Genomic DNA, 25866 nt, shown 5'->3' with positions numbered 1-25866 from the left:
CCGCTGACTGAAGCATAATGCATGATGCATCATGTTGTGTAGCTAGTTTTTTCTCCATAAAACCGCGATGATGCAGCCCTGTGCTGTCGGGGCCTTGTTTCCCGCCAAATAGAGCCTCTCCCTTCATTCGGATCTGATATGAGCTATCCAATCGGTGAAATAAAACACGCGTATCTCGGCACCAGCGTTTATTCATCGCTACGGGAAGCGCTGGTCACGGGAAAGCTCAAACCCGATGACAAACTTCGCATTCGCGACCTCGCCATGCAGTTGGGCACCAGCGTCACCCCTGTACGCGATGCGATTCTTCAGCTTGCCAAAGAGCAGGCGTTGGTCATGAAGACACCGAAGGACATCCGCGTCCCGATCTTGACGAGCCAACAATATTTGGAAATCCGCGCCGTACGCCTGGCCCTTGAGGGTTTGGCTGCAGAGACAGCGGCGAGCCTGGTCACCGATGAGGATTTGGAGCGTATCGAGGCCAACATCAAAGCCAACCTTGACGCCATTCATCGTCAAGACATGAGCGAAGCGTTGAACCTCAACCAGACGTTCCACTTCTTTTTTGCCGACATCGCCCAGATGCCGTTACTGCGCGGTTTTCTGGACAGTCTGTGGATGCGCACCGGGCCTCTGCTCGCATTGGCCTACGATCACTTTTCGGAGCAGATGGCGATTGAGCACCACTGGGAAGTGTTGGCAGCCCTGAAGAACCGTGATGGGGTTGCCGCCAGGAAAGCGATCTGTACGGATATTCTCGATGGCAATGAAATGATGCTGGAATTTATCAAGACGCAATAAGCGTAGCGGCTTTCTTGCTGTGTGCCTGAGCGATGCACCGCCTGGTGTTTTTCCAACGAAGGAGGTGGATCGCGTTTAGCGCGTCATTGCGTTCTCTTGAGTTCCGCTTCCAGGTGATCTACGAACACCCGCACTCGATGCGGAACCTGTTGACGGGTCGGCAATACCGCAGTGATGGAAAGCTGCTCCGGGATGACATCCTCAAGGTTCACCAGCTTCAGAGAGCCTTCAGCAAGTTCATTGCGGATGTCCCAGTACGTCAACATGGCTAGCCCCAAGCCCTGTTTGCTCGCTGTGCGCACCGCCTCGACGCTGTTGGCGGAAAACGCACCGTGAGCGCGAATGCTCACGGGATTGCCGTCTTTGGCAAACGGCCAGTAAGGCATGGCGTGCAGGACGATGCATGCGTGATGACTGAGTTCCTCCAACACCCTCGGTGTGCCCCAGCGCGCCAGGTACTCAGGGCTCGCGCAGACGACGCGTGGGTTAGGGGCCAGCATCGTTGCCACCAGGGTCGAATCGCGCAGCGTGGCGATGCGGATGGCCACGTCAATGCCAAGCCCGGCAATGTCGATGATGCTGTCCGATAACGTAAGGTCGACCTTGAGGTTCGGGTGGTCGGCCAGCAAGGCTGGCAGCAACGGCATGATCACGGTTTGGCCGAATACGCTGGGGGCGGTGACCCTTAGCGTGCCGCTGGCACTGCCCGCACTGGTTTTCAAGGTGGCGCGTGCCGCCTCGTTCGCCTCCAGCATGGTCTTCGCATAAGGGAGATACATTTCTCCTTCCGGGGTGAGCGCGACGGAGCGCGTCGTGCGGTGAACCAATCGTACGCCCAGCTCTTTTTCCAGGGACGCCAGCCGGCGTGACACCGTCATCGCAGACAACCCTAGTCGCCGCGCTGCCGCAGACAAGCTGCCGCTGGTGGCGATATGCGCGAAGACCTCCACCTCGTAAATCTGCATGACTATATCTCTTTTGGTTAAAGCGCCTTATTGAGTGCGCAGGCTTCTAGCGATCAATTTCGGGGTTTATGGTCGTGGTTGTTGAATAATTGAGTGAACATCATGAACGCATCGAACTCGAGCATTTTAACCCCATTCGATATGGGTGGACTGAAGCTGAAAAATCGCATGGCGCTCGCCCCGATGACACGCGTCAGCGCGGGCGAGAGCGGCAGTGCCACACCCTCAATGGCTCGCTACTACGAGCGTTTCGCTCAGGGCGGCTTCGGTTTGGTCATCACCGAGGGGATCTACACCGATCGCCATTATTCCCAGGGCTACCCGTTCCAGCCGGGTATTACCGACCAGGAACAGGCGCTCGCCTGGCGTGTGGTCGTCGACGCGATCCATCGCCATGAAGGCGCAGCGATTGCGCAGATCATGCACGCTGGCGCTTTAAGCCAGTCGAATCGTTTTGTCGATCACTCCGCCGGCCCTTCGGCCATTCGCCCGAAAGGCGAGCAGATGAAGTTTTACTACGGCGAAGGCGCGTACCGGGTGCCGCGAGAGATGACGGATGAAGATATTGCGGACGCTATAGAGGGCTTTGCCCAGGCGGCGCAGCGGGCTGTGGCCATCGCGGGTTTCGACGGTGTCGAGATCCATGGTGCCAACGGCTATCTGCTTGATCAGTTCATGACCGATTACTCCAACCAACGCACCGACCGATGGGGCGGCAGTGTTCGCCAACGTTTGGGGTTGACGCTTGAGGTGATTGGCGCAGTGAAAAAGGCTGTGGGCCATTCGCCCGTGGGTGTGCGTATTTCCCAGGGAAAGGTCAATGACTTTATGCACAAATGGCTGGGAGGCGAGCATGACGCACAGACCATTTTCGGCAGCTTGTCTGACGCGGGTGTCGACTTCATCCATGTGACTGAGCACGAGGCCTGGCAGCCGGCATTTGTCGGCTCCACGTCCAGCTTGGTGACGCTTGCCCGCCGCTATGCGCCGACTGTCACGCTGATCGCCAATGGTGGCGTGCAGACGTTGCAGGATGCTGAACACGCTATGCAGGGCGGCGCTGATATCGTCGCAGTGGGCAAAGCCGCGTTGGCCAATCCGGACTGGCCGCAACGCTCGCTCGAATCGCGTGCGCTGCAGGCCTTCGACCCGTCGCTCCTTGCACCGATTGCGCATATCAAGGACAGCGAGTTGAAATAGGTGCAGTGAGGTACAGATCGGCGGGTGGATTCGCTACTATGTAGGCCAGCCGCCGTTACCCGATTCAAGCCTTTGGAGCACCGAATGCCAAGCCAGAAGGACATGGCCGCCGAGAGCGGCGCGCCGATGATTCCTGAACAACGTCGCGAGTTGATCTTGCGCCAGTTGCGCAAACATCAGGTGCTGAGTGTTCATCAGTTGATGGAAATGTTCGAGTGCTCACACATGACGGTGCGCCGCGATATCGCCTTGCTTGAACAGGAAGGCCGTGCGTATTCGGTGACGGGCGGTGTTCGCATCGCCAGCCAGTTGCACAGTGAGCCCAGCCACCAGCTCAAGGCCGTGGTCGAGTTGCCGCAGAAACAAGCCATGGCCAAGCTCGCTGCGCGCCTGCTGAAGGCGGACATGACGATTTATCTAGATGCCGGCACCAGCACGCTGGAGATTGTGCCTTACATCAAGTCGCTCAGCGGGATGACGGTGGTGACCAACGACTTCGGAGTGGTGCAGGCATTAATGGACGCGCCACAGGTGACGGTGATCCATACCGGTGGGCAACTGGACCATTCCAATCATTCGTGTGTCGGCGGGCTGGCGGTGGCGACGCTGCGTCAAGTCGTTACGGACATTGCCTTTATCTCGACCAGCTCCTGGGACCTGCGGCGTGGAATCACCACGCCGTCGGCCCTCAAGGTGGAAGTCAAACAGGTGGCCATGCAGTCGGCGTCCCAAGTGGTATTGGTGGCCAGCAGCTCCAAGTACGGCACGTTCAGCATGTACAAAATTGCCGGCCTGGAGCAGTTCGATGTGATCATCAGTGATGACGCGCTGGCGCCTGCGGCGGCGGATGGGATTCGCAAGCAAGGGGTCGAATTGATGTTGCCGTCCGACCCCCAGCCCGACTAGCGCTGCTTTTCAGTCTCCTGCATGAATTGCCCCAGCTCCTTGCTGTAGAACTTCGCCATGCTCGTGGTGCCGTGGCCGCGCGTGTCGGCACTGGCGGGAATGAGCAGCAGCCGCGCATGCTTGAGCGCTTTCATTGATGCTTCCAGTCGTCCGGTTTCCGGTGGGTTGCGCTCATCGTCCGCCGAGTTGATGACCAGCATCGGTGCCTGGATTTTAGGTAAGCCCTCGGCGGCGTTGTAGTCAGCAGAGGATTGCCATTGGTAGATAAAGTCATTGGCGTCGGCGGTTTGCGGTGCGCTGAGACGCTCATCCACCAACTTGTCGGCCTGGGCCCGGGTCGGTGCTGCCGCCTGATAAGCTAGGGTGCCGCCGCTGGTGCCGACGCTGAACATCGCGTTCGCCAGGCGCAGGGACAGTGGCTGCGTGGTGTAGTTGCCGTTGTTCCAGGCGGGGTCTTGTTTGATCGATTCCACTAACAAGCGCCGCATCATCCAATTGCGTGACGACATTTCAGTCGGTTGCGATGCCATGGGCACCAGCGCGTCCATCATCTGAGGCCAGGTCTGGCCCCACATCCAGGTCTGCATGCCGCCCATGGAATTGCCGATGATCAGCCGCAGGTGCTTGACCCCCAGGCCTTCGGTCACCAACCGATACTGGGCTTGCACCAGGTCGGTGTAGTTGTACTCGGGAAACTGTGTGCGCAGACCGTCTGAGGGTTTGCTGGACTGCCCCACACCGATGCCGTCGGTGGAAATGATGTAGTACTTGCTGGCGTCCAGCGGTTGGCCGGGGCCGAACAGTTCGCCGCCAAAGTCTTTGCTCAACACATCGCTGCCAGGCCGGTAGGTGCCGTGCAGGTAGAGAATGGCGGGGTTCTTTGGATTGCCTAAGGTAACGTAGTGCAGTTTGAGATTTTCGAGTGTTTCACCGGTATGGAAGGTGAATTGCGGGGCCACCCAGTCGCCTTCGGTCGCAGCGGGCAATGGCGCTGCGCTGACGCAAAACGACAGAGGCAACAGCAGCCCGAGCGCAAGCCGGGAAGTCAAATGCTGCATAGGAAGTATCCTGTTATTTTTGTTTTTGGAATCCCTGCTTCGAGGGTGAGCAGGGGATAGGGTTAACCTAGCGCGCCTTCCAGTCCCGTAACCATTTCAGACCGGCCGAGGTGCCGCTTTTGGGACGGTATTCGCAACCCACCCAGCCGTCGTACCCCAACTCGTCAATCAGCTCAAAAAGGTAGGGGTAGTTCAATTCGCCAAGGTTTGGCTCGTGCCGGTCGGGCACGCCTGCAATCTGAATGTGGCCAATGCCGTCGATATCGCGGAGTAGTTTGACGGCCAAATCACCTTCGACGATCTGGCAGTGATAGCAGTCAAACTGCACCTTTAAATTGCTTGCGCCGACCTCCTTGCAAATCGCGTGTGCCTGGTCCTGTCGGTTGAGGAAAAACCCCGGCATGTCGCGGGTGTTGATCGGCTCGAGCAACACCGTTATGCCAGCCTGATGTGCTTGGGCGGTCGCGTAAGCCAGGTTCTCCAGGTACACCGCGTGATGGCGCTCACGGTGCTGCTCCGAAGGCAGCAGGCCGGCCATCACGTGGATGCGGGTGTTGCCCAGCAACGCGGCGTATTCCAGCGCGCGGTCCAAGCCTGCGCGGAATTCGGCTTCGCGCCCCGGCAAGGTTGCAATGCCGCGTTCGCCCGCCGCCCAGTCCCCGGGTGGTGCATTGAACAGGGCTTGTACCAAGCCGTTGTCGCTCAGGTGCTGTTTGAGTTCCTGCGGACTGTAGTCGTAGGGAAACAGGTACTCCACGGCGTCGAAACCATCGGCAGCCGCAGCTGCGAAGCGCTCCAGAAACGGATGTTCGGGGTAGAGCATGCTCAGGTTGGCAGCAAAGCGAGGCATATGAGCTCCTGGTCAAAGATGATCAGACAAAAGGCCAGATCAACAGGGTGATAAGGAAACCGAGCGTGCCGAGGAGGGTGGTGATCACCGTCCAGGTACGCAGGCCGTCAGCCACGTTAAGTCCCGCCAACTTGGTGAAGATCCAGTAACCGGCGTCGTTGATGTGCGACATTGCCAGGCCGCCACCGCCCATGGCCAGGCACAGCAGCGCCATGTGGTTGGGCGTTAGGTTGAGCGTGGCGATCAGCGGGCTGATGATGCCGGCGGTCGTGACCAGCGCCACCGTGGTGGAGCCTTGCACAGCGCGCAGCAGCATGGTCAGCAAGAAGCCCAGCGCCAGCACCGGCAAACCTGTGGTACGCAGCAGGTCAGAGACCACTGCGCCGATCCCGGTATCTACCAGCACCTTGCCGAACACGCCACCGGCACCGGCAATCAGAATCACCATGGCCACGCCTGGCAGTGCCGAGCCGATCACATCGGAGACCTGGGTGCGGCTCCAGCCGCGGCGGGAGCCGAGCAGCCATGCGCACAGCAAGGTGTCGAGCAGCAGTGCCACAAGTGGCGCGCCGAGTACGGTCATGATGCCCCGCAGGGTCGACTCAACAGGCAGCAACGAGGTCGCCAGCGTACCCAGCAGGATCAGCACGATGGGCAGCAGGATCAGGCTGACGATCAAGCCGAAACCCGGCGCCGGGGCGGCTGGCAGTTTGGCCACGATGCTGCTGGTGGATTCTTCCAGGCCCATGTGCGAGACCGCTTGCGCACTCTGTTGCACGTTTTGGGTATTGCCATCCTGCCAGGCGCGCAGGTCGTCGTTGGTGACGTGTGGGCCGTAGACTTCGGCGCGGATATCATCGGACATTGGGTAGAAGCGGCACGTCATGCGTCCGGCGACGCGATAGCCGACGTAGCAGAGAAACGCCGTCAGCGGCAGTCCGAACATCAGCACCCGACCCAGGTCGGCCCCCAGTTGACTGGCGGCGGCGACCGCACCGGGATGCGGTGGCAGAAATGCATGCACCGTGAGCAGCGCTGCGCACATTGGCAACGCAAACATCAGTAGCGGCTTGCGAGCACGTCGTGCTACACCGTAGGCCAGCGGCATGAGGATAATCACCCCCACTTCGAAGAACACCGGCACACCGATAATGAAGCCGGCAATCGTCAACGCCAGGGGTGTGCGTCGATTACCGAAGCGTTCAATCAGGGTCTTGGCCAGCGCCTCGGCACCGCCCGACAACTCAATGATGCGGCCGATCATCGCGCCCAGTGCAATGATGATCGCAATGTGGCCGAGAGTCTTGCCCATGCCGCCTTCGATGGTGGCGACTAGATCGGCAGGTTTAACGCCCGCGACCAAGGCCACCAGAATGCTCACCAACATCAGCGCCACAAACGGCTGGAATTTGTATTTGAGTACCAGGAACAGCAGCAAAGCTATGCCTAAGCCTGCGGTCGCCATCAGGATAAGCGGGCTCATGAGCACGCCCCTTCATGTCGAATGCAAAGGGGTTTTTTGTAGCTGCAAACATCAACACGAAACTCGATAGTGGTCATGCTGGAAGGTCCTGTTGTTTTTATTGTCAGGGGTATTGCAGTGGGTAACCGATGCCTACCAGTGGGCGCCGAAAACGCTTTTAAGCTCGGCCAGGGCTGCGGCATCCAAAGGGGCCGGGCGCGGGTTGCTCATCAGCCACAGGCGTGCGGTTTCTTCGAGTTCTTCAAGGGCGTAGCTGGCCTTGGAGACTGAGCTCTCCCAAACCACCGGACCCAGTCGTTCGAGCATCACGCCACGCACACTGTTGGCGAGGCGCGCAACTTGGTCCGCCACGTCGGGCGCGCCGGGGCGTTGATAGTTGATCAGGGGGATGTGCCCGACCTTCATCACTTGGTAGGGCGTGAGTGGCGGCAGGATGTCGTCCTGCTGCCAGACACCGGCCAGGGTCAGGGCCACCAGATGGGTGGAGTGGGTATGCACCACACCACCGACGCCCGGGTTGCGATCGTAGACCTGGCGATGTAAAGCGAGGGTTTTCGACGGTTTGTCGCCAGAGACCCATTGACCGCTCAGGTCGACTTTGGCGATCAACGCCGGGTCAAGCCGCCCCAGGCAGGCGTCTGTTGGGGTGATCAGCCAACCGTCATCCAGTCGCGCGCTTATGTTGCCGGCGCTGCCCACGGTGTACCCGCGCTGATAAAGGCTGTGACCTACGGTACAGATCTCTTCGCGCAAGGCGTTTTCGTTGCTCATTGGGCACCTCCCGCCAGTTGTTTGAGGGCTTTGTCGAAAAAGTCCCGGCCGCCGAAGTTTCCGGATTTGAGCGCCAGTGCGAGTGGCTCTGCGGTGTTGCTGAGGGTCGCGGGAACGCCAGGATCAATCTGCGCGCCAATCTGCAACAGGCGCACGCCAAGGGCGGTGACCACTGCGCCAGACGTTTCACCACCAGCGACCACAAAACGTCGTACGCCATTGAGACGCAGGCTCTGAGCAATCTCTCCCAAGGCGTTTTCCACCAACTGGCCGGCGCGTTCGACGCCCAGTTGCTGTTGCACCGCCTTGACCTCGTCCGGGGTGCTGGTGGCGTAGATCAACACGGTGTGAGGTTGGTTGAGTGCGAAGGACACGGCATGGGCTACTACCGGCTCACCGGCCGCCAGTGCCAGCGGATCGATGCGCAGCGCCGGTCGCCCTGCGTCGATCCATGCCGCCACCTGGGTGTTCGTGGCGATGGAGGCACTGCCTGCCAAGACCACTTCGCCACCGTGTACGGTTGGCAACGAAGCGGCGTCGAAGTCACGCAGTTTGCCAGCCCGACGGAAGTTGTCGGGAAGGCCCAGCGCCAGGCCAGAGCCGCCAGTTAGCAATGGCAAATCACTGCAGGCGGTGCCGAGGGTATACAGGTCTTGATCGCTAAGGGCATCTGCGATCGCCATGCCCACGCCTTGCGCGCGCAACGCTGCAATCTGCTCGCGTACCTGCGCCACGCCCTGCGCGATGCTGTCGTAGCGCAGCAGGCCGACCTTTTGCGCGGTTTGCGATTGCAGCACACGAACCAGGTTGGCGTCGGTCATGGCGGTCAGCGGATGATGCTGCATGCCCGACTCATTGAGTAGTTGGTCCTGCACGAACAAATGCCCGCGGAACACCGTCCGGCCGTTTTCCGGAAACGCCGGGCAGGCCAGAGTGAAATCACTGTCCAGTGCCTTGAGCAGGGCCTCGCTGACCTGGCCTATATTGCCGGCGGCCGTCGAGTCGAAGGTGGAACAGTACTTGAAGAAAATTTGTTCACAGCCTTGAGCGCGTAGCCACTCAAGCGCTTTCAGGGAGTCGGCCACGGCCTGTTCCGCCGGGACGGTGCGTGACTTGAGCGCAATCACGATCGCATCAGCATCCAGTTCGCTGGTGACGGTGTCGCTGGGAATACCGATGCTCTGGACCGTACGCATGCCGCCGCGTACCAGCATGTTGGCCAGGTCCGTGGCGCCAGTGAAGTCGTCGGCGATGCAGCCCAGCAAAGGGCGTGCGGAAGGTAGGCTCATGGGGGGATGTCCTTATACGGGGTCTGTCTTGGCAGTCGGTAGCGAGATGCCAGGGAAAATCTTGATCACTGCCGAATCGTCTTCGCGTCCGAAGCCGGCACTGGAAGCCTGCATGAACATTTGGTGAGCCGTGGCCGACAACGGCAGTGGAAATTTGCTGGCTCGCGCGGTATCGAGCACCAGGCCCAGGTCCTTCACAAAAATATCGACCGCCGACAACGGCGTGTAATCAGCCTTGAGAATGTGCGGCACGCGGTTTTCGAACATCCACGAGTTGCCTGCGCTGTGTGTAATGACTTCATACAGGGCATCGGCCTCGACCCCCTCGCGCAGGCCCAGCGCCATGGCTTCTGCGGCGGCGGCGATGTGCACGCCGGCGAGCAGTTGGTTGATGATCTTCACTTTGGAGCCCAGACCATGTGCGTCACCCAGGCGATAGACCTTGCCGGCCATTCCAGCGAGCACGCCGTCAGCTTTTGCATAGGCCTCGGCAGGGCCGGACGTCATCATGGTCATCTCACCGGCAGCGGCTTTAGCCGCACCACCGGAGATCGGTGCGTCCAGGTACAAGAGCCCCGCGTTTATCAAGCGTTGCCCCAGCTCCACGGCGTAAGTCGGGGCTACCGTGGCGCAACCGATCACCAGGCTGCCTGGGCGCAATGCGGCGACGGCGGCATTTTCCCCGAACAGTACCGTTTCGGTTTGTTCGGCATTTACTACCACGGTGATGATCACATCGCACGCGGCTGCCATCTGCGCAGGTGAGGCACAAGCAACACCGCCTTCGCTGGCGAACTGTTGCGTGACGGTTTCGCGCACGTCACAGGCATGCACATTGAAGCCGCTGCGCAACAGCGATCGAGCAATACCGAGCCCCATTGCGCCTAAACCGATAACACCAACGTTCTTGTTATTCATGGAGGCTCCTTGAAAAGGCAGCGGGTACGTGAAGACCGCAAGTGTGCAGGCCGTTGTGCATGTAGTCGTGGGGGGAGGGAAGCGCCGGTGCGTTCGCCGGGTGGGTGTTCGGGGAGTGGTCGATCATCGTTGCCAGCCTGTTTTGTTTTTTTGTCAGGGTGTCATGCGTGCTGGAAAGATAATCCTCCAATGATCGGATTATGTGAAGTTATTTTTTAAATTAACATTATTTAACACTGCGATTCCATCGTTGACAGGCATTTGCATTGCCGTGACACACCGTCTGGCAACGGCGTGTTGAAAAATTGGCTGCAATAAAAAAGTGAGCACGGCCTTAAGCGGTGCTCACTTTGGTTGTCAGGTGGAGGGAGGGCGTCAGCGCTCTAGCGCGAGTAGGTGGCTTCCGCGGTCCAACTCGATTCTTTCTGGTTGTGCAGGTTCCAGAAGGCCTGTGCGACGCCAACAGCCTCTTCGGATTCAGGTTCGACGAATGCGGCAACAGTGACGGTTGCCACATGCACGTGATCGTTCTTGGCCGACTCGAACAGCCCGGCTGCCAGCGCCCGTATGCCTGCCTTGCCCAGGCTCAGCGAGAGATAGTCCGCATTCGGCTCGATACCAAAGAAACCACCCGTCAGCAGCAAGGTGCCGCTTTTGCATGCACACATTATGTTCAGACTCGCCTGCGCAGCAGCCAGTGCGCCGCCGATGTTGACGTTAAGGTCGTGATTGAAGGTTTCCAAGGGCTGATCAGCCAGGGAGGCTTGTCGAATAATCGCGGCGTTGTAGTGCGTCACATCAAGGCCTGTAAACCGCGCTTGCGTTTCGGCGATCAACTGCGTGACCGCGTGTGGATCCGCCGCGTCGACTTGCTCGGCGTAGGCCTCATATCCAGCCTCTTCCAGACGCTTGACGAGTACCTTGAGCTTATCCAGGTTTCGAGCGCTGAGTACGACCCGAAAGCCCTCTCGGGCAAAACGTGCAGCCGTCTCATAGCCGATGCCTGGCCCAGTGCCGATGCTCAGGAAGGTTTTCATCGTTGTTACCTCTATCAGTTAACCAATGTTGTATTCAGGCTAACAGTTGCATAATGAGAGATAATCTCTGTTGGATGAATAACTATCATGCAAAATATGCAGGAATTGCTAGGGCGTGTCACGCTTGATGAGCTGTCAGCGTTTGTCGCGGTTGTCGAGGCGCTCAGCTTCACCGATGCGGCAAAGGTGATCGGGCGCGACGCTACGATAATCTCGCGCAGGGTTGGGCAGCTTGAGGACCGGCTTGGAGTACGCCTGCTGTCCAGGACGACGCGGCGCGTTGCATTGACTGAGGTAGGGACACTTTACTACCAACGGGTTCGTGCCCTGTTGGATGAACTGGATGGTGCGAGCCAAGAGGCGAGCAACTTCGCCACCAGCCCTCAGGGATTGCTCAGGGTGTCACTCCCTATTACGTTTGGTCGCCGATGGGTCGCGCCCTTGCTGCCCGCCTTTATTGCCCTGCATCCGAAAATCCGCGTGGATGCGCGTTTTGCTGATCGATATGTGGACGTGGTGGCCGAAGGCTTCGATGTCGCGATTCGTGTGGGCGTATTGCGTGATAGCACGCTGGTTGCGAAGCAAATCGCACCCTTTCGAAATCGGCTCTACGCAGCTCCCAGCTATATCGCAGCGCACGGCCTGCCGCAGACGCTTGAGGCATTGGAGGAGCATGCCTGCCTGGGGTTCTGCAGCCACGCTAGTTGGCCAGATTGGGTGCTTAAAAATGGTACCCAGCAAAAAACCTTTCGGCCGCTGGGGCCGCTGATTTCTGACAGTTCAGAGTCGTTGCTACAGGCGGCGGTGGAGGGGGTTGGGATCATTCTGACTCCCGATTGGCTGGCCGGTGCAGCAGTGCGAGAAGGCACGCTTGTGCAAATACTGCCGCAGTGGCAAGGCGCAGAAACGGGTGGAATCTACGCGGTCATGCCCCCTGGAAGGCTTGTTCCGACGAAAACACGCGTGTTCGTCGATCAAATCACGCGCGCCATTCAGGCGGGTTGGGAGCAGTAGGCAGAACGCTTCGATACACAAAATAAAATTGTGTTTGTGAAAAATTTATATTGATTTTTTTTAGGTTGGCGGCGCTTTAGCATAAATCCACCTTGAAAAAGCCGCTGGGCAGCGCGCGCGGTGTCCGGCATCAAAAACCAATAAAAAATTGTCATCGGAGTCCTGATGAGTCTTTCTCCTTTCCACCTCGCAATCCCTGTATATGACCTGGCCGCTACGCGCACCTTCTACGGTGAAGTGTTTGGCCTTGCTGAAGGCCGCTCCAGCACGCAGTGGGTCGACTTCGATTTCTACGGCCACCAGTTGGTCATCCACGAACACCCCAAGACTGCTTCGCAGGAAAGCGTGCACAGCAATCCGGTTGACGGCCACGACGTCCCGGTTCCGCACTTCGGCATCATTTTGGAATGGGCTCAATGGGAAGCACTCGCCGAGCGTCTTAAATCCTTCGGCACTCAATTTGTGATCGAACCTTACATTCGCTTCAAGGGCCAGGTCGGCGAGCAGGCGACCATGTTCCTGTTTGACCCGTGCGGCAACGCGCTCGAGTTCAAAGCGTTCAAGGATATGAGCCAGCTCTTCGCTAAATAATAAAACCTGGCGCACGGTAAAAGTGCGCCATGGACACTCAAATGAGCTGGAAGCTCATGAATCTAGCTACTGCTTGAAGCAGTCCTTTCATTCCAACAAAAAGGCTAGACATGAAACGTATCCCCTTAGTTTGGCAGATAGTTGCCGGGCTGTTGCTTGGCGTGCTCGTGGGTTGGTATTTCAATACCCACCCGGAAAATCAAGTGTGGGTTAGTACCGAAATACTTAAGCCGCTCGGTGATATTTTCATCAAGATGATGAAGATGGTCGTCGTGCCGATTGTGTTCTGTTGCATGATCCTCGGCATTGCGGGGGGCGGTGATAACAAATCGTTCGGTCGCATGGGTGCAAAGTCGTTGATTTACTTCTTTGCGATCACCAGCCTCGCCATCGTTCTCGGCCTGTGCTTCGCCAACATTTTCGAGCCGGGCAAAGGCACCGAAATAGCCGGCATCGCGCACAACGCTGCAGCCGTGCATATGGAACCGTCGAAAGGCGCGCTGATCATCCTGCAGAACATCGTGCCTGATAACGTGATTGTCGCGATGTCGGAAGGGAAGTTGCTGTCGGTACTGTTCTTTGCCGTGCTGCTGGGCATGGCGCTGAATACCTTGCCTAAAGAGAAGAGCGCACCGGTTGTGGCTGTTGTGCAGGGCTTCTCCGACGCAATGTTCAAGGTGGTTTCGTTTGTCATGGCGTACGCCCCCATCGGCGTATTTGGCATGATCGGCGCAACCGTGGCGACCTTTGGATTTGCCTCGTTGCTACCGTTGCTCAAGTTGATCGGCGTGGTGTATCTGGCGCTGATTACCTTTGCGCTGGTGATGCTGGGTGGCATCTGCTACTTGATCGGCGAAAACGTTTTCAAGTTGATCAAGTACTTTCGCGACGAGCTGATTCTGGCCTTCTCCAGTGCAGCTTCTGCGGCTGTCATGCCGCAGCTGATGACCAAGTTGGAAGCCTACGGCGTGCCTCGGCGCATCGTCAGCTTTGTGGTGCCGGTGGGTTATGCATTCAACCTGGACGGCGCTTCGATCTTCCTGGGCGTGGCGACGATCTTTATCGCTCAGTTGTATGGCATCGATCTGTCGTTGACCCAACAGATCTTGCTGGTGGTCACCATGGTGCTGACGTCGAAGGGCGCTGCGGGTGTACCTGGGTTTGCCATCATCATCCTGTCGGCCACGTTGGCGTCCGCTGGGCTGCCGCTGGAAGGGGTCGCGTTGATTGCCGGGATCTTCCGGATCATTGACAGCGGCACCACTACCTTGAACGTGCTGGGTAATGCGATAGCCCCACTGGTCATTGCCAAGTGGGAGAAAACGCCTCTGGAGCGCAAAAGGCCTGCTGGGGTCGAGCAGAACGCTTAATCAGTGACGCACAAGAGCCTTCCACGTTAATCGCGTCGAGGGCTCTTTTTTTGGCTGACCAACCAATAAGAAGTTGTTGCGTGTTGATTCTTTTAAGGCGCTGGGTTGCTCGGTTCGGATAACGAATCGCGCCCTTTTAGTTGCCAATGTGCTGCCATTATTTATAAAAAAAACAGGTGGTCTATGTGCAAGAAATCAAAGTTCTATCGGACGCGTCGCTGCGTCGCGCTATGGATGGTGTTGTTGTTTATGGGTGTCCATCAATTCGCAACCGCGAGCCCACGCACCGCATTGACGCATTCTGCGGTGGCCGTACCTGACCAATTCGCTGCGGACACCGCCAACGCAATCTTTGCCAAAGGCGGGAATGCCGTGGATGCGGCCGTCGCCGTTGCTTTCTCCCTGGCGGTGACCTACCCAGAAGCCGGAAATATCGGCGGTGGCGGTTTCATGACCGTCTATTACAAGGGCAAACCGTATTTTCTCGACTACCGTGAGCGTGCACCCCTGAAAGCGACGCGAGACATGTTCGTCGACAGCTCGGGTAAAAAAGTTATTGCTGCCGACCAGCCGCAAGGCAGTGTCATCGGCCACCGGTCGGTGGGCGTACCGGGTACGGTCGCCGGCTTGTGGGAGGCGCACAAACGCTTTGGCAAGCTCAAATGGGCGCAGTTGATCGAGCCTGCCATTCACTATGCGCACCATGGTTTCGTCGTCGATGAAGCACTGGCGGGTATCGCTAAGAGTGAAAACGAAAAACGCTTCGCCGGTAAAACCAACTTCGCTGAACATTTCGGCGAACTGCGGGCCGGTAGCACCTTCAGGCAGCCTGAACTCGAGGCTGTACTCAAGCGCATCGCCGCGCAGGGGCCGAAAGGCTTTTACGCCGGTAAAACCGCTGCGTTGATCGTGACCGATATGAGTGCCAATGGTGGCCTGATCAGCGCGCAGGACCTCACGGACTACAAGGCCGTGTGGCGAGAGCCGATACAGGCCAACTGGAATGGCTTTCAGATTGTCACCGCTCCACCGCCCAGCTCCGGCGGGGTTGCGCTGGTTCAACTGTTGAAGATGAAGGAGATGCGCCGCGAGGATTTCCAGGGCGTACCGCTCAACTCCGCGCACTATATGCACCTGGTCGCGGAGATCGAAAAGCGGGTGTTTGCTGATCGGGCGCAGTACTTGGGTGATCCGGATTTTTACACGGTGCCGGTACATGAATTGATCGACGAACACTACCTGGCGGGCCGTGCCTCGCAGGTCAATGTGTCAGTGCCCTCGGACACCGATAAGGTCGTCGCAGGCCTGAATATCGAGTCGCCGGAAAAACCCCAGACCACTCACTTCTCAATCGTCGACAAGTGGGGCAACGCTGTTTCCAACACTTACACGCTCAATGGCTTTTTTGGCTCCGGCGTCGTCGCGGAAAAAACCGGCATTTTACTCAATGACGAGATGGATGATTTTTCGGCATTGGCAGGCGTGCCTAATCAGATGGGTGTCGTCGGCACAGACACCAATGCCATCGAGCCCGGAAAACGGCCATTGTCGTCAATGACGCCGACGATTTTCTTGAAGGATGGCAAGGTCGCCTTGGTCATTGGTACACCCGGCGGTTCGCGGATTTTTACCTCTATCTTCCAGGTCGTCAGTAACGTGTATGACTTTCACCTTGGGCTGAACGACGCGGTGGGCGCGATGCGTTTTCACCACCAGTTGCTGCCTGCCAATACGATCTTTTGGGAGCCCTACGCGCCGATTTCCGGGCAACTGGCGGCGGACCTGGGAGTGGCCGGCTATTATTTGGCTAACCAGGGATTCAATGGTGATATCCAGGCAATCAAGGTTGAGCATGGCGTGCCTGAGCCGGTTTCAGACCCCAGGGGTAGAGGGGTGACGTCTATCGGCAAGTAGCGGCGTTTGAGTACGAGACTGACCCGCGCCGACTCAGGCGCGGGCGTTGAGTGCTTCGGCTAGGCCTGTGATTCAAAGGCGCTTTCGCCGGGTGCCTGAGCCCAAGGATCGGTCACTTAGCTAAAGGCAGTCAGATGTAAGCCGATGACGTAGACATAAGTCCAATGCTCATCCGCTCCGTCGGGCAGCCCTGCATCATCCTAATGAGTCCGCTTCATGAAAACGCTATCGCCGAGTGACCATGCGCAACTGTTCCGTGAAACCACCGCGCAGTTTTGGAGGCACATCGTGCCGATTGTGCAGCTCGGTTTTTTTATTCACTGCGTGTTTATTTTCATCTTCAGCATGCTGCATTTGCCTTTGCTTGCGTTGAGCAATGTGTTGAGCGTTCTGATATATGCAGGCTGTCTTAAGGCTATTCGCGCAGGACGCTACAGCCTCACCGGCCTATTGATGAGTGTAGAAATTATTTTGCATGCGTTACTGGCCACTTGGGTGCTGGGCTGGGACAGCAATTTCTATTTTTACCTTTACTGCTTGATACCCATTATTGCGTTTAGCTTTCAAGATGCGCTCCTACCGCGGTTGGTGCTCTATCTGGCTATCCTGGCCGTGTCGGTGGGTGGATTCGCCTTGCGTAGATACCTTGGCATCAACTCCGGCGTGGCGCTTTATTGGCTTGAGTTATTTGGCATCGTAAACGTGTTGGCTGCCCTTGGCGTGCTGCTGCATTGCACTGCCCTGTCGGTACGTTTCACGCGTTCAATGCAAGCAAAACTGTTTCAGACCGCCAATCGCGATAGCCTGACCAATCTCTATACCCGGCGTCGGGTAATGCACGAGGTGCTGCAGTTAGCCGCGTCGGGGTCATCCACGATCATCCTGTTGGATATTGATCACTTCAAACAGATTAACGACCGTCTGGGCCATGAGCGGGGTGACTGGATCCTCCAGCGAGTGGCGCAAGCCATCAACAGTAATGTGCGGGCCACAGATGTGGCTTCACGCTGGGGTGGCGAAGAGTTTCTGGTGCTGATGCCTTCCACACCTGTACAGGCGTCAAAGGCTGTGGCGGAGCGAATCCTGTTGCGAATCCGCGAATGGGTAGGGCAGTTGGATGATGCCCCGCTGACTGTCACGGCGACCCTGGCCGTGAGCGGAATCCGCCCTGGAGAAAGCTTTGAAAGCGCCCTCAATCGCGCGGATCAGGCGTTGTATCAAGGCAAGCATCAAGGGCGTAACCAGGTGGTCTTGGCCGATTGAGTGTGCATCCTCAACGGCATCTGCACGGCGCCTGCGCAGGCTGTTTCCTTGGGGTTTATCTTCAATGAAGCTGACAGCTCACGCGCCTCATCAACTTTGAACTAATCATTATTCCTGACCCCCTAACGCTGTGCAGGATACCTCCAGCTGAGGTTTATCCGAGGTTACCCACTTACATGCGAAGGGCAGGTTAATCATGAAGAGCGAGCAGGTAGAAGGTGTTGCAGAAAAAATCGCCGGCAAAGCACAAAGCGTCGTCGGGAAGCTGTTAGGTGATTCGCAGATTGAAGCTGAAGGCGCTGGGCGACAAGCTGCTGGTCAACTGACACAAACCTATGGCGATGCACTGGACAGCGTATCCGCGTTCGTTAAGGAGAAACCCGTTGCTGCAATTGCGATTGGTGCGATCGCCCTGCTTGTTATGGACCGTTTGTTGCGTCGCTAGGCCGGGAGAGGAACCTTTATTCGTTTTCCCGAAACCTTCCCTCGTGCTCCCTGAAGTGTCTATCTGGCGAGTACGAGGGCGACGGTATCTGGCTGGCGGAGCGGCGCTTGATCCAAGGTAAGTTTCAGGCCAGGCATTCATCGTGGGATGGAAGTCGAACTTTCTTATCCAAACCTGAAACAGTTCTTGCCCGCAGATTTTGCTTTGTACATGGCGGCATCAGCTCTGGATAAGATCTGTTCAACACTCCCGAGCTCTGATGGGGCGTTCTCGGTAATGCCGATGCTCACGCCGAGACCTTCATAATTCGCGCTTTTACCCGTGTAATCTTTGAGGCTTTTAATAATGCGGTCGGCAATGAGTGAGGCGGATATTTTGTCGGTATCCGGCATCAATACGATGAATTCGTCACCGCCTATTCGTGCAACTGCGTCACCCTTGCGTACCACCTTGGTGACCATTTCAGAAAAAGAAACCAATACGCTGTCGCCAGTGGCGTGGCCGTGAGCGTCATTGATTTTTTTGAACCCGTCCAAGTCCAGACAAAGCACGCAAAAATGACCGTCTCCATTGGCCGTCGAGCCAAGTAACGCTGTCATCCTATTCAAAATGCCTAAGCGGTTCAGCACGCCGGTCAGTTTGTCATGGGTGGCTGAATGGGTACTTTGCGCTTCTGAAATATAGGCTTTCTTCAGGTTTGCATTGAGGTTGTTCAGCAGTACCCAAAAGCCAGCGAGGTACATGGGCGCTTGGAGAATCAGAACCCGCAACATCGGTTCCGGTTGGAACAACGTGGCCAACTTCATCGGTATATCTGTGAGAAGGATTTGCGTAAACGCGTAGCGTGGTATGCCTTGGTTTCTCATGGCAATCGCCCCATTCATGCTGACTGCCGATGTGCATGCCAGTACTTGGAGTATCGGATCCTGACTGATAATGCATCCCGCAGTGCCAATGCCTATCTCGGCGGCCCAGATCAGACCGAAGAGCAGAGAAAGATCCGTCGCGTAGCGGAGCCTGGATTTGCCGCTGACCGTAAATTTCTGTAGTAGAAACCAGCGGGTGATCCAAATCATCATGTCGGCGACTAACCAACTGATGAAGAACAGCGTGGGGTGAAGTACGACTGCAACGCTGCATACGAGCAGCGTGTTCATCCCCGCTGCGATTAGCGCAGCGCGAGATGTAAAAGGGCCTTTAAGGAGCTTTAAGCGTATGTCTCGGTCCAGGCTTTCGTTGTCTTTCACAAACCAGCGGATAAAAGCGGTACGTGGAAAAGAGTGAAGATTACGCATAGTGCTGCTCCGCTACAAAGCGACAACGAGTAATGGCCTTTTAGCATTATTCGTGAAGCCAGGGTAAACGGCTTTACACAGCGCTATTGGTATAGGGATACGGTCGGGGCTAGTCATCATTATCGGACTGGCCCCGACCATCGATTTCAATCCTGATTTGCCAGCTTGTGTTCCAGGTAGTGAATGTTCACACCCCCTTCGCAGAAGCCTTCATCGCGAACCAGGTCCCGGTGCAGCGGGATGTTGGTCTTGATGCCGTCGACCACGATTTCGTCCAGGGCGTTACGCATACGGGCCATGGCCTCGTCACGGGTGGCGCCCCAGGTGATCAGCTTGCCGATCAGCGAGTCGTAGTTGGACGGCACCTTGTAGCCGCTGTACAGGTGCGAATCCACACGTACGCCGTTGCCGCCGGGCGCGTGGAAATGCTTGACCAGGCCAGGGCTTGGGATAAAGGTTTTCGGGTCTTCGGCGTTGATGCGGCACTCCAGGGAGTGGCCGTGCATCTTCACGTCGTCCTGGGTGAAGGACAGCGGGTTGCCGGCGGCGATGCTGAGCATCTCCTTGACGATGTCGATACCCGTGACCATCTCCGAAACCGGGTGCTCTACCTGCACGCGAGTGTTCATCTCGATGAAGTAGAAGCGGCCGTTCTCGTAGAGGAACTCGAAGGTACCGGCGCCACGGTAGTTGATGTCGATGCACGCCTTGACGCAGCGAGCCAACACTTCTTCGCGGGCTTTTTCGTCCAAACCTGGTGCCGGGGCTTCTTCCAGTACCTTCTGGTGGCGACGTTGCAGCGAGCAATCGCGGTCACCCAGGTGAATGGCGTGGCCCTGGCCGTCGGACAATACCTGCACTTCCACGTGACGTGGGTTGGTCAGGTATTTTTCCAGGTAGACCATCGGGTTGTTGAACCAGGCGCCTGCTTCAGAGCGGGTCTGCTTGGCGGCTTCGATCAGGTCTTCTTCCTTGTGCACCACGCGCATGCCGCGACCACCACCGCCACCGGCGGCCTTGATGATCACCGGGTAACCCACTTCGCGACCAATGCGCAGAGCGGTTTCCTCGTCTTCAGGCAGTGGGCCGTCGGAACCAGGAACGGTTGGCACGCCGGCCGCGATCATGGCTTCCTTGGCGGAGACCTTGTCGCCCATCAGGCGAATGGTCTCGGCTTTGGGGCCGATGAACGTGAAGCCGGATTTTTCCACCTGGTCGACGAAGTCGGCGTTTTCCGCGAGGAAACCGTAGCCTGGGTGGATAGCGGTAGCGCCGGTCACTTCTGCTGCGGCGATGATGCTTGGGACTTTCAGGTACGAGTTCGTGGCCAGTGGCGGGCCGATGCAGATGCTTTCGTCCGCCAGTTTCACGTGCATCAGTTCCGAGTCGGCCGTCGAGTAAACAGCGACGGTCTTGATGCCTTGTTCCTTACAGGCGCGCAGGATTCGCAGGGCGATCTCACCGCGGTTGGCGATCACTACTTTTTGCAGTTTTGCGACTTCACTCATTCTGACCTCCGCGTCGCTCAAACAATGTTGAACATGGGCTGGTCGTATTCAACGGGCTGACCGTCTTCGACCATGATTGCCTCAATCACGCCACTGCAGGTTGCCTCCACCGTGTTCATCATTTTCATGGCTTCCACGATGCACAGGACATCGCCCTTTGCCACGGATTGGCCAATCTCAACGAACGCTGCCGAAGTGGCTGAGGCCTTGCGGTAGAAGACGCCCACCATCGGTGCCGAAACAACCGTGCCTGCTGGTTTGGACTCGATCTGTACAGTCTGATGCTCGGATACTGGCGAGGGGGCGACCGCTTGGGCAATGGCGGCGGGTTTGTTGTCACGACGAAGACGGACCCGATTTTTGCCCTCTTTGAAATCGATCTCCGCCAGGCTCGACCCTTCGATCAACTTGACGAGCTCTTTTAGTTTTTCAATGTCCATGCTGCTGCAACCTTATGTTTGGAATAGGGGCTTAACGTCGCGTCGAACTATCTAAGGAGGCTGCCCTTTGAGGTTTCACGCAGCGTGAGAATCGCTAGCAAGGCACATACCGCAGCGCCCGCCATGAAATAGCCCGGTACCAGTAAATTGCCGGTCTTTGTGATAATCGAGGTGACCACGTAGGGGGTGATACCGCCCCCGAGGATTGCGCCCAGGTTGATGCTGATCGCCATGGCCGTGTAGCGCACACGTGTCGGGAATTGTTCTGCGTAAGTTGGGTAGCCAACCGATTGAACGATCGGCATAGGCAAGGTCGCGACGAACATGGCCAGCGCTGCGATCCAAAGGCTGCCGCTGTCCATCAGGATCATCATGGGAATCACTAGAATGGCGTAGCCCAGAAAACCGATGCTCAGCGCTTTCTTGCGACCGATGCGATCTGACAAACCGCCCCAGAAGGGCATCATCGCCGCCATGCACAGGCTGATCACCGCGATCACCCAGTAGACTTTGGATTTATCGAAGTGCAGGTAGGTCGTGAGGTAGATGTTCATGAACACCATCCCGATGAAGTAACCCGCATTCTGTGCAGAAGCAAATACGATCACCCGGAGCAATGCCGGCAGGTTTTTGCTGAATACCTCTTTGACCGGCGCTACCGGTGGCTTTTCCTTCTCGAGGAAGGCTTTGAATTCCGGCGTTTCTTCAACGTTGTGCCGCATGTAAAACGAAAACATAACCAGCGGGATGGACAGGAAGAACGGGATACGCCAGCCCCATGCCTGCAATTGCTCGGCACTGAGCAGCCCGGTGGTGATACCGCACACAATCGCGCCAGTGGCGCCACCCACGGCAACGCCCAGCGGTGTGAATGAACCGAAGAACCCGCGTCGGCCGTTGGGAGAAGATTCCGCCACAAACGCTGCGGCGCCGACCACTTCACCGCCGGCGAAAAAACCTTGAGACAGTCGCAACAGCACCAGCAGGATAGGCGCGGCCAGGCCGATCTGGGCGGTGGTTGGAAGCACCCCTATGAGGGAGGTGGCGGTGCCCATCCCTATCACGGTGCTGAGTAGCACTCGACGTCGACCGATACGATCGGCCAGGCGACCGAGCAGTACGCCGCCTATAGGGCGAATGACAAAGGCGATACCGAACACCGCTAACGTAGCGAGGAGGGCGGCGGCGGGGTTGTCACCGGGAAAGAATAAAGGCGCGATGATGGTCGCCATATAGCCGTAGATACTGAACTCATAGTATTCAACGGCGGTGCCAGTGGCCGATGCCATGGCTGCGCGCTTGGCAATGACACCCGACTGCGTTGTGCCGCCAGTGGCGTGTGCATCGACATCGATGTGCGGCGAGTGCGTATTTTCAGAAAGAACACGAGACATAAATACCTTCCACTCTGGCCAATGGCCAAAAGAGTTAAGTGGCAGAGGGGCCTGCCTTGAAAGTGACGTACTGAAAACCGACAGTGCACAGTTCATCCGGGCATTCAGGCGCCCAGACGCATCCGTAATTGACTATTCAGCTCTCAGACGAGGTTTTAAGCTCGGCAGTTAAAACGAGGAGGTTGATTCGCGAGGCATGGTTGTTTCCTTTTTATTATGGGTCAACGATATGGGTGTCACTTAAGTACGCGTACGCGCGGGTTTTTGAATGCTGATGCCTTCTTTGAGCAGTGCGTGCTTGATCGCACTGGCAAACGCCGCAGCGCCGGGCTGGTCGCCGTGTATGCAAAGCGTGTGTGCTTTCACGGGGACCCAGGTCCCCTGGACAGTGCGCACTTCACCTAAGTGCAGCATGTTCATGACTTGGTCTATGGCCTCGTGGAGGTTCTCAATCATTGCGCCAGGCTGGCTACGGGGTGTCAGCGTGCCGTCCTCCTGGTAGCTGCGATCGGCAAACACTTCCTCTGCTACGTTCAAACCGCAGGCTTGGGCCGACGTGACCAAGGCACTTCCCGACAAACCGAAAAGAATCAGGCCCGGATCGATGTCCTTGACTGCCCTGCAGATCGCGTCGGCGGTGGGCCGGTGGACAGCCGCGAAGTTGTAGAGCGCACCATGCGGTTTGACATGGCGTAGTTCGACATTGGCCGCTTTGGTGAAGCCCAGCAACGCACCGACCTGGTAAACGATGAGTTCGTACACTTCATCTTCGGACAGCGTCATCATTCGGCGCCCGAAACCTTGCAAGTCGTCAAAGCCTGGATGGGCCCCTACGGCCACGCCTAACTTCGCGGCCAGTGCAACGGTCGCTCGCATTGAACGCGAATCCCCGGCGTGAAACCCGCAAGCGATGTTGGCGGAAGTGAGGTGGGGAAGAATCGCCGCATCGTCGCCTGCGCGATAAATGCTGAAGCCTTCGCCAAGGTCGCTGTTGAAATCTATTTCAGGCATTGAAGGCCTCCATCGCTTTGAGTGTGCGAGCGCGGGTGAGTAGCAAGGCTTCGGCAGCGCTCAACTCTACGAGCGAGAATCGCAACGTGTCGCCCGGCAGCAACTGCGCCAGTCGGGGCAGATCGACGCTGGCCACTTGGGCAATCCGTGGGTAGCCACCGGTCGTTTGTCGGTCGGCCATCAAGATCAGCGGCTTGCCGCTGGGGGGCACCTGGACAGTACCGAACGTGACACTTTCCGATAACAATTCTTTGGGCGAAGACAACGCCAGCGATGTGCCATCGAGTCGGTAGCCCATACGGTCCGAGTCACCGCTCAGGGTGTAGTCATGGTTCAAGAAGTGCTCTTGTGATTCAGCGGAAAAGTCCTTCCATTCTCGCCCCGCGATCACTCTTATCGGTTCGCAGGCAACCGCTTCATACAACCCGAAATTGGAACGAGGGCTGACGCGTGGCGGGTTGGCAAACGAGGAGCAAATGGGAATCAAATCCCCGGCTTGCAGCGAGCGGCCGCGCAGCCCTCCGAACCCGCCACGGGAGTAAGTGCTGGTGCTGTTCATCAGTGGGTGCAGTAAAAAGCCGCCCGCTACCGCGAGGTAACTGCGGGCGCCCTGTCGTCGTCTGCCAAAACTCAAGGTACTGCCTGGAGACACCACGGCTGCCACGCCGGGCTTGAGCGGGATCGCATCCAGCTCGGCGCCAAGGTCTGCGCCGGCAAGCGCAATCACGGCTTTTGCCTGAAAGAGCAGCGTCGGGCCCTGGAGTGTCATTTCCAACGTGCTGAAGGTACGAGGGTTGCCGACCAGCAGATTGCACAGGGCATGCGCATCCTCATCCATAACGCCGGTTACGGGTACGCCCCAATGCTGGAAGCCATGCCGCCCTGTGTCCTGGAAGGTTGAGAGCATGCCGGGCTTGATTACCTTGATGGTCACTTCGTGTTCTCCAGAGCCAACAGATCAAACTCATGGCGGGTAATGGGTACGAATCGAATCTGGTCGCCGCTCTGTAACAGGCAGGGCGGCTCACTCAAAGGGGAAAACATGGGGAGCGGTGTACGCCCTATGAGGTTCCAGCCGCCGGGGAGATCAGCCGGGTAAATCACACTTTGCCGGTTGGCGATGCCGATGCTGCCTTGTTTGACCAGCGTGCGAGGTGTCGCGCGACGCGGCAGCGACAGGGCGCTATCGTGCATGCCGATGTACGGATGGCCTGGGGCGAAACCGACCATCAACACATCCAGCCAGTCAGCCGTGTGAGCAGTTATCACCTCATTGGTGGTCAGGCCACAGGCCTGCGCGATGTCTTCAAGGTCCGGGGCGAATTCCGGGTCGTAGCACACGGGAATGTCGAGGCGGGTGCCGATCGTTGTGACAGCACTGCGCGAGTCCTTGAGGCGCTCGGTCACAAGTGTGCAGATCGATTCGTATGGCGACACACCGGGGAAAAGGCTGGCGATTGACTCGGGACAGTAATGAACGCCGACGGTAACCATCGCGGACACAACATCGGTGACGCCCGGCAGTTGGCCTTCCGCGCCCAGGGCGCGTAATTGATTGCCGACCGAGGCGGCCTGGCGGTTGAGGTCTATGGAAAATACGCTGCCGAATACCAGGATCACGCAGCGATCACCGCACGGCTCAAAGTGCCATTTAACGGTGGAGAGCGACGCCCTTGGCGGCTCATCCAAAATGCGACTGAGGTCGGACATAGTGTTCTCTATCCTCATGCGGCAGGCAAAGCATCGGCCAGGCACGTGCAGCGAGACAGAGAAAGCACAAGCTTTCACAGGTATCCGGCGCAACACAGCAAGGCTTCACGGCGTTTTAGTGCGCCGTCGCTCTGATGGCGACGGTCGCTTGAGCAACAGATTACTTGGCGAACAGCTGGCTCATATCTTTGAACGCCTTGAACTCCAGCGCATTGCCGCAGGGGTCGAACAGAAACATGGTCGCCTGCTCGCCGACCTGGCCCTTGAAGCGAATGTAGGGTTCGATCACAAATTGAGTGCCGAAGGATTTAAGACGCTCGGCGAGCGCTTCCCATTGAGCCCATTCCAAAATGATGCCGAAGTGCGGAACCGGGACGTCGTGGCCGTCAACCGGATTGCTGTGCACGCTTTCCTGCGAAGCAGTCTTGGGGTGCTCGTGGATGACCAACTGATGGCCGTAGAAATCGAAATCGACCCACTGCGTGCTGGATCGGCCTTCGGCCAAGCCGAACACCTCACCGTAAAAGGTACGTGTAGCGGCCAGGTCATACACTGGGATTGCGAGGTGGAAAGGGGAAAGGCTCACGGTGATTTCCTATTGATTTGTTTTGATCTGGATCAATTCTTATCCGG

At 57.6% G+C, this 25866-nt stretch carries 25 protein-coding genes; 9 read left to right on the top strand and 16 right to left on the bottom strand.

Annotation, left to right across the window (positions count from 1 at the left end; all coding sequences use genetic code 11):
- The first annotated feature begins 138 nt into the window (after nucleotides 1-138).
- Nucleotides 139-801, top strand: coding sequence for a GntR family transcriptional regulator (locus AC3WP7_RS23590; RefSeq protein ID WP_102592070.1), 663 nt, complete (start codon nucleotides 139-141; stop codon nucleotides 799-801).
- Between the two features lie 83 nt (nucleotides 802-884).
- Here AC3WP7_RS23590 and AC3WP7_RS23585 read toward each other — a convergent pair whose 3' ends face one another.
- On the bottom strand, nucleotides 885-1766 hold the full coding sequence (locus tag AC3WP7_RS23585) for a LysR family transcriptional regulator (protein ID WP_102592071.1): 882 nt from the start codon (nucleotides 1764-1766) through the stop codon (nucleotides 885-887).
- Between the two features lie 102 nt (nucleotides 1767-1868).
- Here AC3WP7_RS23585 and AC3WP7_RS23580 point away from each other — a divergent pair, with 102 nt between their 5' ends.
- Nucleotides 1869-2966: an NADH:flavin oxidoreductase gene (locus tag AC3WP7_RS23580; protein WP_102592072.1), complete on the top strand. Its 1098-nt coding sequence runs from the start codon at nucleotides 1869-1871 to the stop codon at nucleotides 2964-2966.
- Between the two features lie 84 nt (nucleotides 2967-3050).
- The gene (locus AC3WP7_RS23575) at nucleotides 3051-3872 is read left to right on the top strand and encodes a DeoR/GlpR family DNA-binding transcription regulator (protein ID WP_102592073.1); all 822 of its coding nucleotides are present in this window, start codon (nucleotides 3051-3053) and stop codon (nucleotides 3870-3872) included.
- Here the strand turns inward: AC3WP7_RS23575 and AC3WP7_RS23570 are convergent.
- The 7 genes from AC3WP7_RS23570 to AC3WP7_RS23540 form a co-directional block, all read right to left on the bottom strand.
- A complete protein-coding gene (locus AC3WP7_RS23570; protein WP_102592074.1) occupies nucleotides 3869-4930 on the bottom strand; it encodes an alpha/beta fold hydrolase in 1062 nt (353 codons plus the stop codon). The two genes, AC3WP7_RS23575 and AC3WP7_RS23570, sit on opposite strands and share 4 nt — an antisense overlap.
- A 67-nt stretch (nucleotides 4931-4997) precedes the next feature.
- On the bottom strand, nucleotides 4998-5780 hold the full coding sequence (gene otnI / locus AC3WP7_RS23565) for a 2-oxo-tetronate isomerase (protein ID WP_102592075.1): 783 nt from the start codon (nucleotides 5778-5780) through the stop codon (nucleotides 4998-5000).
- A gap of 22 nt (nucleotides 5781-5802) precedes the next feature.
- Nucleotides 5803-7263: a GntT/GntP/DsdX family permease gene (locus AC3WP7_RS23560; RefSeq protein WP_102592076.1), complete on the bottom strand. Its 1461-nt coding sequence runs from the start codon at nucleotides 7261-7263 to the stop codon at nucleotides 5803-5805.
- Nucleotides 7264-7395: 132 nt separating this feature from the next.
- Complete coding sequence (otnC, locus tag AC3WP7_RS23555; RefSeq protein ID WP_102592077.1) at nucleotides 7396-8034, bottom strand: 3-oxo-tetronate 4-phosphate decarboxylase; 639 nt, start codon at nucleotides 8032-8034, stop codon at nucleotides 7396-7398.
- Nucleotides 8031-9323, bottom strand: coding sequence for a 3-oxo-tetronate kinase (otnK, locus tag AC3WP7_RS23550; protein ID WP_102592078.1), 1293 nt, complete (start codon nucleotides 9321-9323; stop codon nucleotides 8031-8033). Before otnK ends, otnC begins: the two co-directional genes overlap by 4 nt.
- A 12-nt stretch (nucleotides 9324-9335) precedes the next feature.
- Nucleotides 9336-10262, bottom strand: a complete 927-nt coding sequence (ltnD, locus tag AC3WP7_RS23545) for an L-threonate dehydrogenase (protein WP_256579925.1) — start codon at nucleotides 10260-10262, stop codon at nucleotides 9336-9338.
- A gap of 362 nt (nucleotides 10263-10624) precedes the next feature.
- Nucleotides 10625-11278 carry an SDR family NAD(P)-dependent oxidoreductase gene (locus AC3WP7_RS23540; protein WP_102592080.1) on the bottom strand — a complete coding sequence of 218 codons (654 nt, stop codon included), beginning with the start codon at nucleotides 11276-11278 and terminating at the stop codon, nucleotides 10625-10627.
- Nucleotides 11279-11365: 87 nt separating this feature from the next.
- Between AC3WP7_RS23540 and AC3WP7_RS23535 the strand changes: the two genes are divergently transcribed.
- From AC3WP7_RS23535 to AC3WP7_RS23510, 6 genes are all read left to right on the top strand, one after another.
- A complete protein-coding gene (locus AC3WP7_RS23535; RefSeq protein ID WP_102592081.1) occupies nucleotides 11366-12292 on the top strand; it encodes a LysR family transcriptional regulator in 927 nt (308 codons plus the stop codon).
- A 165-nt stretch (nucleotides 12293-12457) separates the two neighbouring features.
- Nucleotides 12458-12883 carry a VOC family protein gene (locus tag AC3WP7_RS23530; protein ID WP_102592082.1) on the top strand — a complete coding sequence of 142 codons (426 nt, stop codon included), beginning with the start codon at nucleotides 12458-12460 and terminating at the stop codon, nucleotides 12881-12883.
- Nucleotides 12884-12993: 110 nt separating this feature from the next.
- A complete protein-coding gene (locus tag AC3WP7_RS23525) occupies nucleotides 12994-14253 on the top strand; it encodes a cation:dicarboxylate symporter family transporter (protein ID WP_102592083.1) in 1260 nt (419 codons plus the stop codon).
- A gap of 183 nt (nucleotides 14254-14436) precedes the next feature.
- The gene (gene ggt / locus AC3WP7_RS23520; protein WP_371917388.1) at nucleotides 14437-16167 is read left to right on the top strand and encodes a gamma-glutamyltransferase; all 1731 of its coding nucleotides are present in this window, start codon (nucleotides 14437-14439) and stop codon (nucleotides 16165-16167) included.
- 216 nt (nucleotides 16168-16383) lie between these two features.
- Nucleotides 16384-17430, top strand: coding sequence for a GGDEF domain-containing protein (locus AC3WP7_RS23515; protein ID WP_102592085.1), 1047 nt, complete (start codon nucleotides 16384-16386; stop codon nucleotides 17428-17430).
- 196 nt (nucleotides 17431-17626) lie between these two features.
- Nucleotides 17627-17875: a CsbD family protein gene (locus tag AC3WP7_RS23510; protein WP_102592086.1), complete on the top strand. Its 249-nt coding sequence runs from the start codon at nucleotides 17627-17629 to the stop codon at nucleotides 17873-17875.
- Between the two features lie 164 nt (nucleotides 17876-18039).
- Here AC3WP7_RS23510 and AC3WP7_RS23505 read toward each other — a convergent pair whose 3' ends face one another.
- The 8 genes from AC3WP7_RS23505 to AC3WP7_RS23470 form a co-directional block, all read right to left on the bottom strand.
- Complete coding sequence (locus AC3WP7_RS23505; RefSeq protein WP_102592087.1) at nucleotides 18040-19170, bottom strand: GGDEF domain-containing protein; 1131 nt, start codon at nucleotides 19168-19170, stop codon at nucleotides 18040-18042.
- Between the two features lie 146 nt (nucleotides 19171-19316).
- On the bottom strand, nucleotides 19317-20678 hold the full coding sequence (accC, locus tag AC3WP7_RS23500) for an acetyl-CoA carboxylase biotin carboxylase subunit (protein ID WP_102592088.1): 1362 nt from the start codon (nucleotides 20676-20678) through the stop codon (nucleotides 19317-19319).
- Between the two features lie 17 nt (nucleotides 20679-20695).
- Nucleotides 20696-21118, bottom strand: coding sequence for an acetyl-CoA carboxylase biotin carboxyl carrier protein (gene accB, locus AC3WP7_RS23495; protein ID WP_102592089.1), 423 nt, complete (start codon nucleotides 21116-21118; stop codon nucleotides 20696-20698).
- A 47-nt stretch (nucleotides 21119-21165) separates the two neighbouring features.
- Complete coding sequence (locus AC3WP7_RS23490) at nucleotides 21166-22512, bottom strand: MFS transporter (protein WP_102592090.1); 1347 nt, start codon at nucleotides 22510-22512, stop codon at nucleotides 21166-21168.
- A gap of 240 nt (nucleotides 22513-22752) precedes the next feature.
- Nucleotides 22753-23523, bottom strand: a complete 771-nt coding sequence (locus AC3WP7_RS23485; RefSeq protein WP_102592091.1) for a LamB/YcsF family protein — start codon at nucleotides 23521-23523, stop codon at nucleotides 22753-22755.
- Nucleotides 23516-24457 (bottom strand): 5-oxoprolinase subunit C family protein, encoded by a 942-nt coding sequence (locus AC3WP7_RS23480; protein ID WP_102592092.1) that lies wholly within the window; start codon nucleotides 24455-24457, stop codon nucleotides 23516-23518. Before AC3WP7_RS23480 ends, AC3WP7_RS23485 begins: the two co-directional genes overlap by 8 nt.
- Nucleotides 24454-25233, bottom strand: coding sequence for a 5-oxoprolinase subunit B family protein (locus AC3WP7_RS23475; RefSeq protein ID WP_102592093.1), 780 nt, complete (start codon nucleotides 25231-25233; stop codon nucleotides 24454-24456). Before AC3WP7_RS23475 ends, AC3WP7_RS23480 begins: the two co-directional genes overlap by 4 nt.
- 160 nt (nucleotides 25234-25393) lie before the next feature.
- Nucleotides 25394-25819, bottom strand: a complete 426-nt coding sequence (locus tag AC3WP7_RS23470; RefSeq protein ID WP_102592082.1) for a VOC family protein — start codon at nucleotides 25817-25819, stop codon at nucleotides 25394-25396.
- Between the last annotated feature and the right edge of the window lie 47 nt (nucleotides 25820-25866).

Source organism: Pseudomonas sp. FW305-3-2-15-C-LB1 (assembly GCF_058787615.1).
This window is presented reverse-complemented; position numbering and strand designations above follow the sequence as displayed.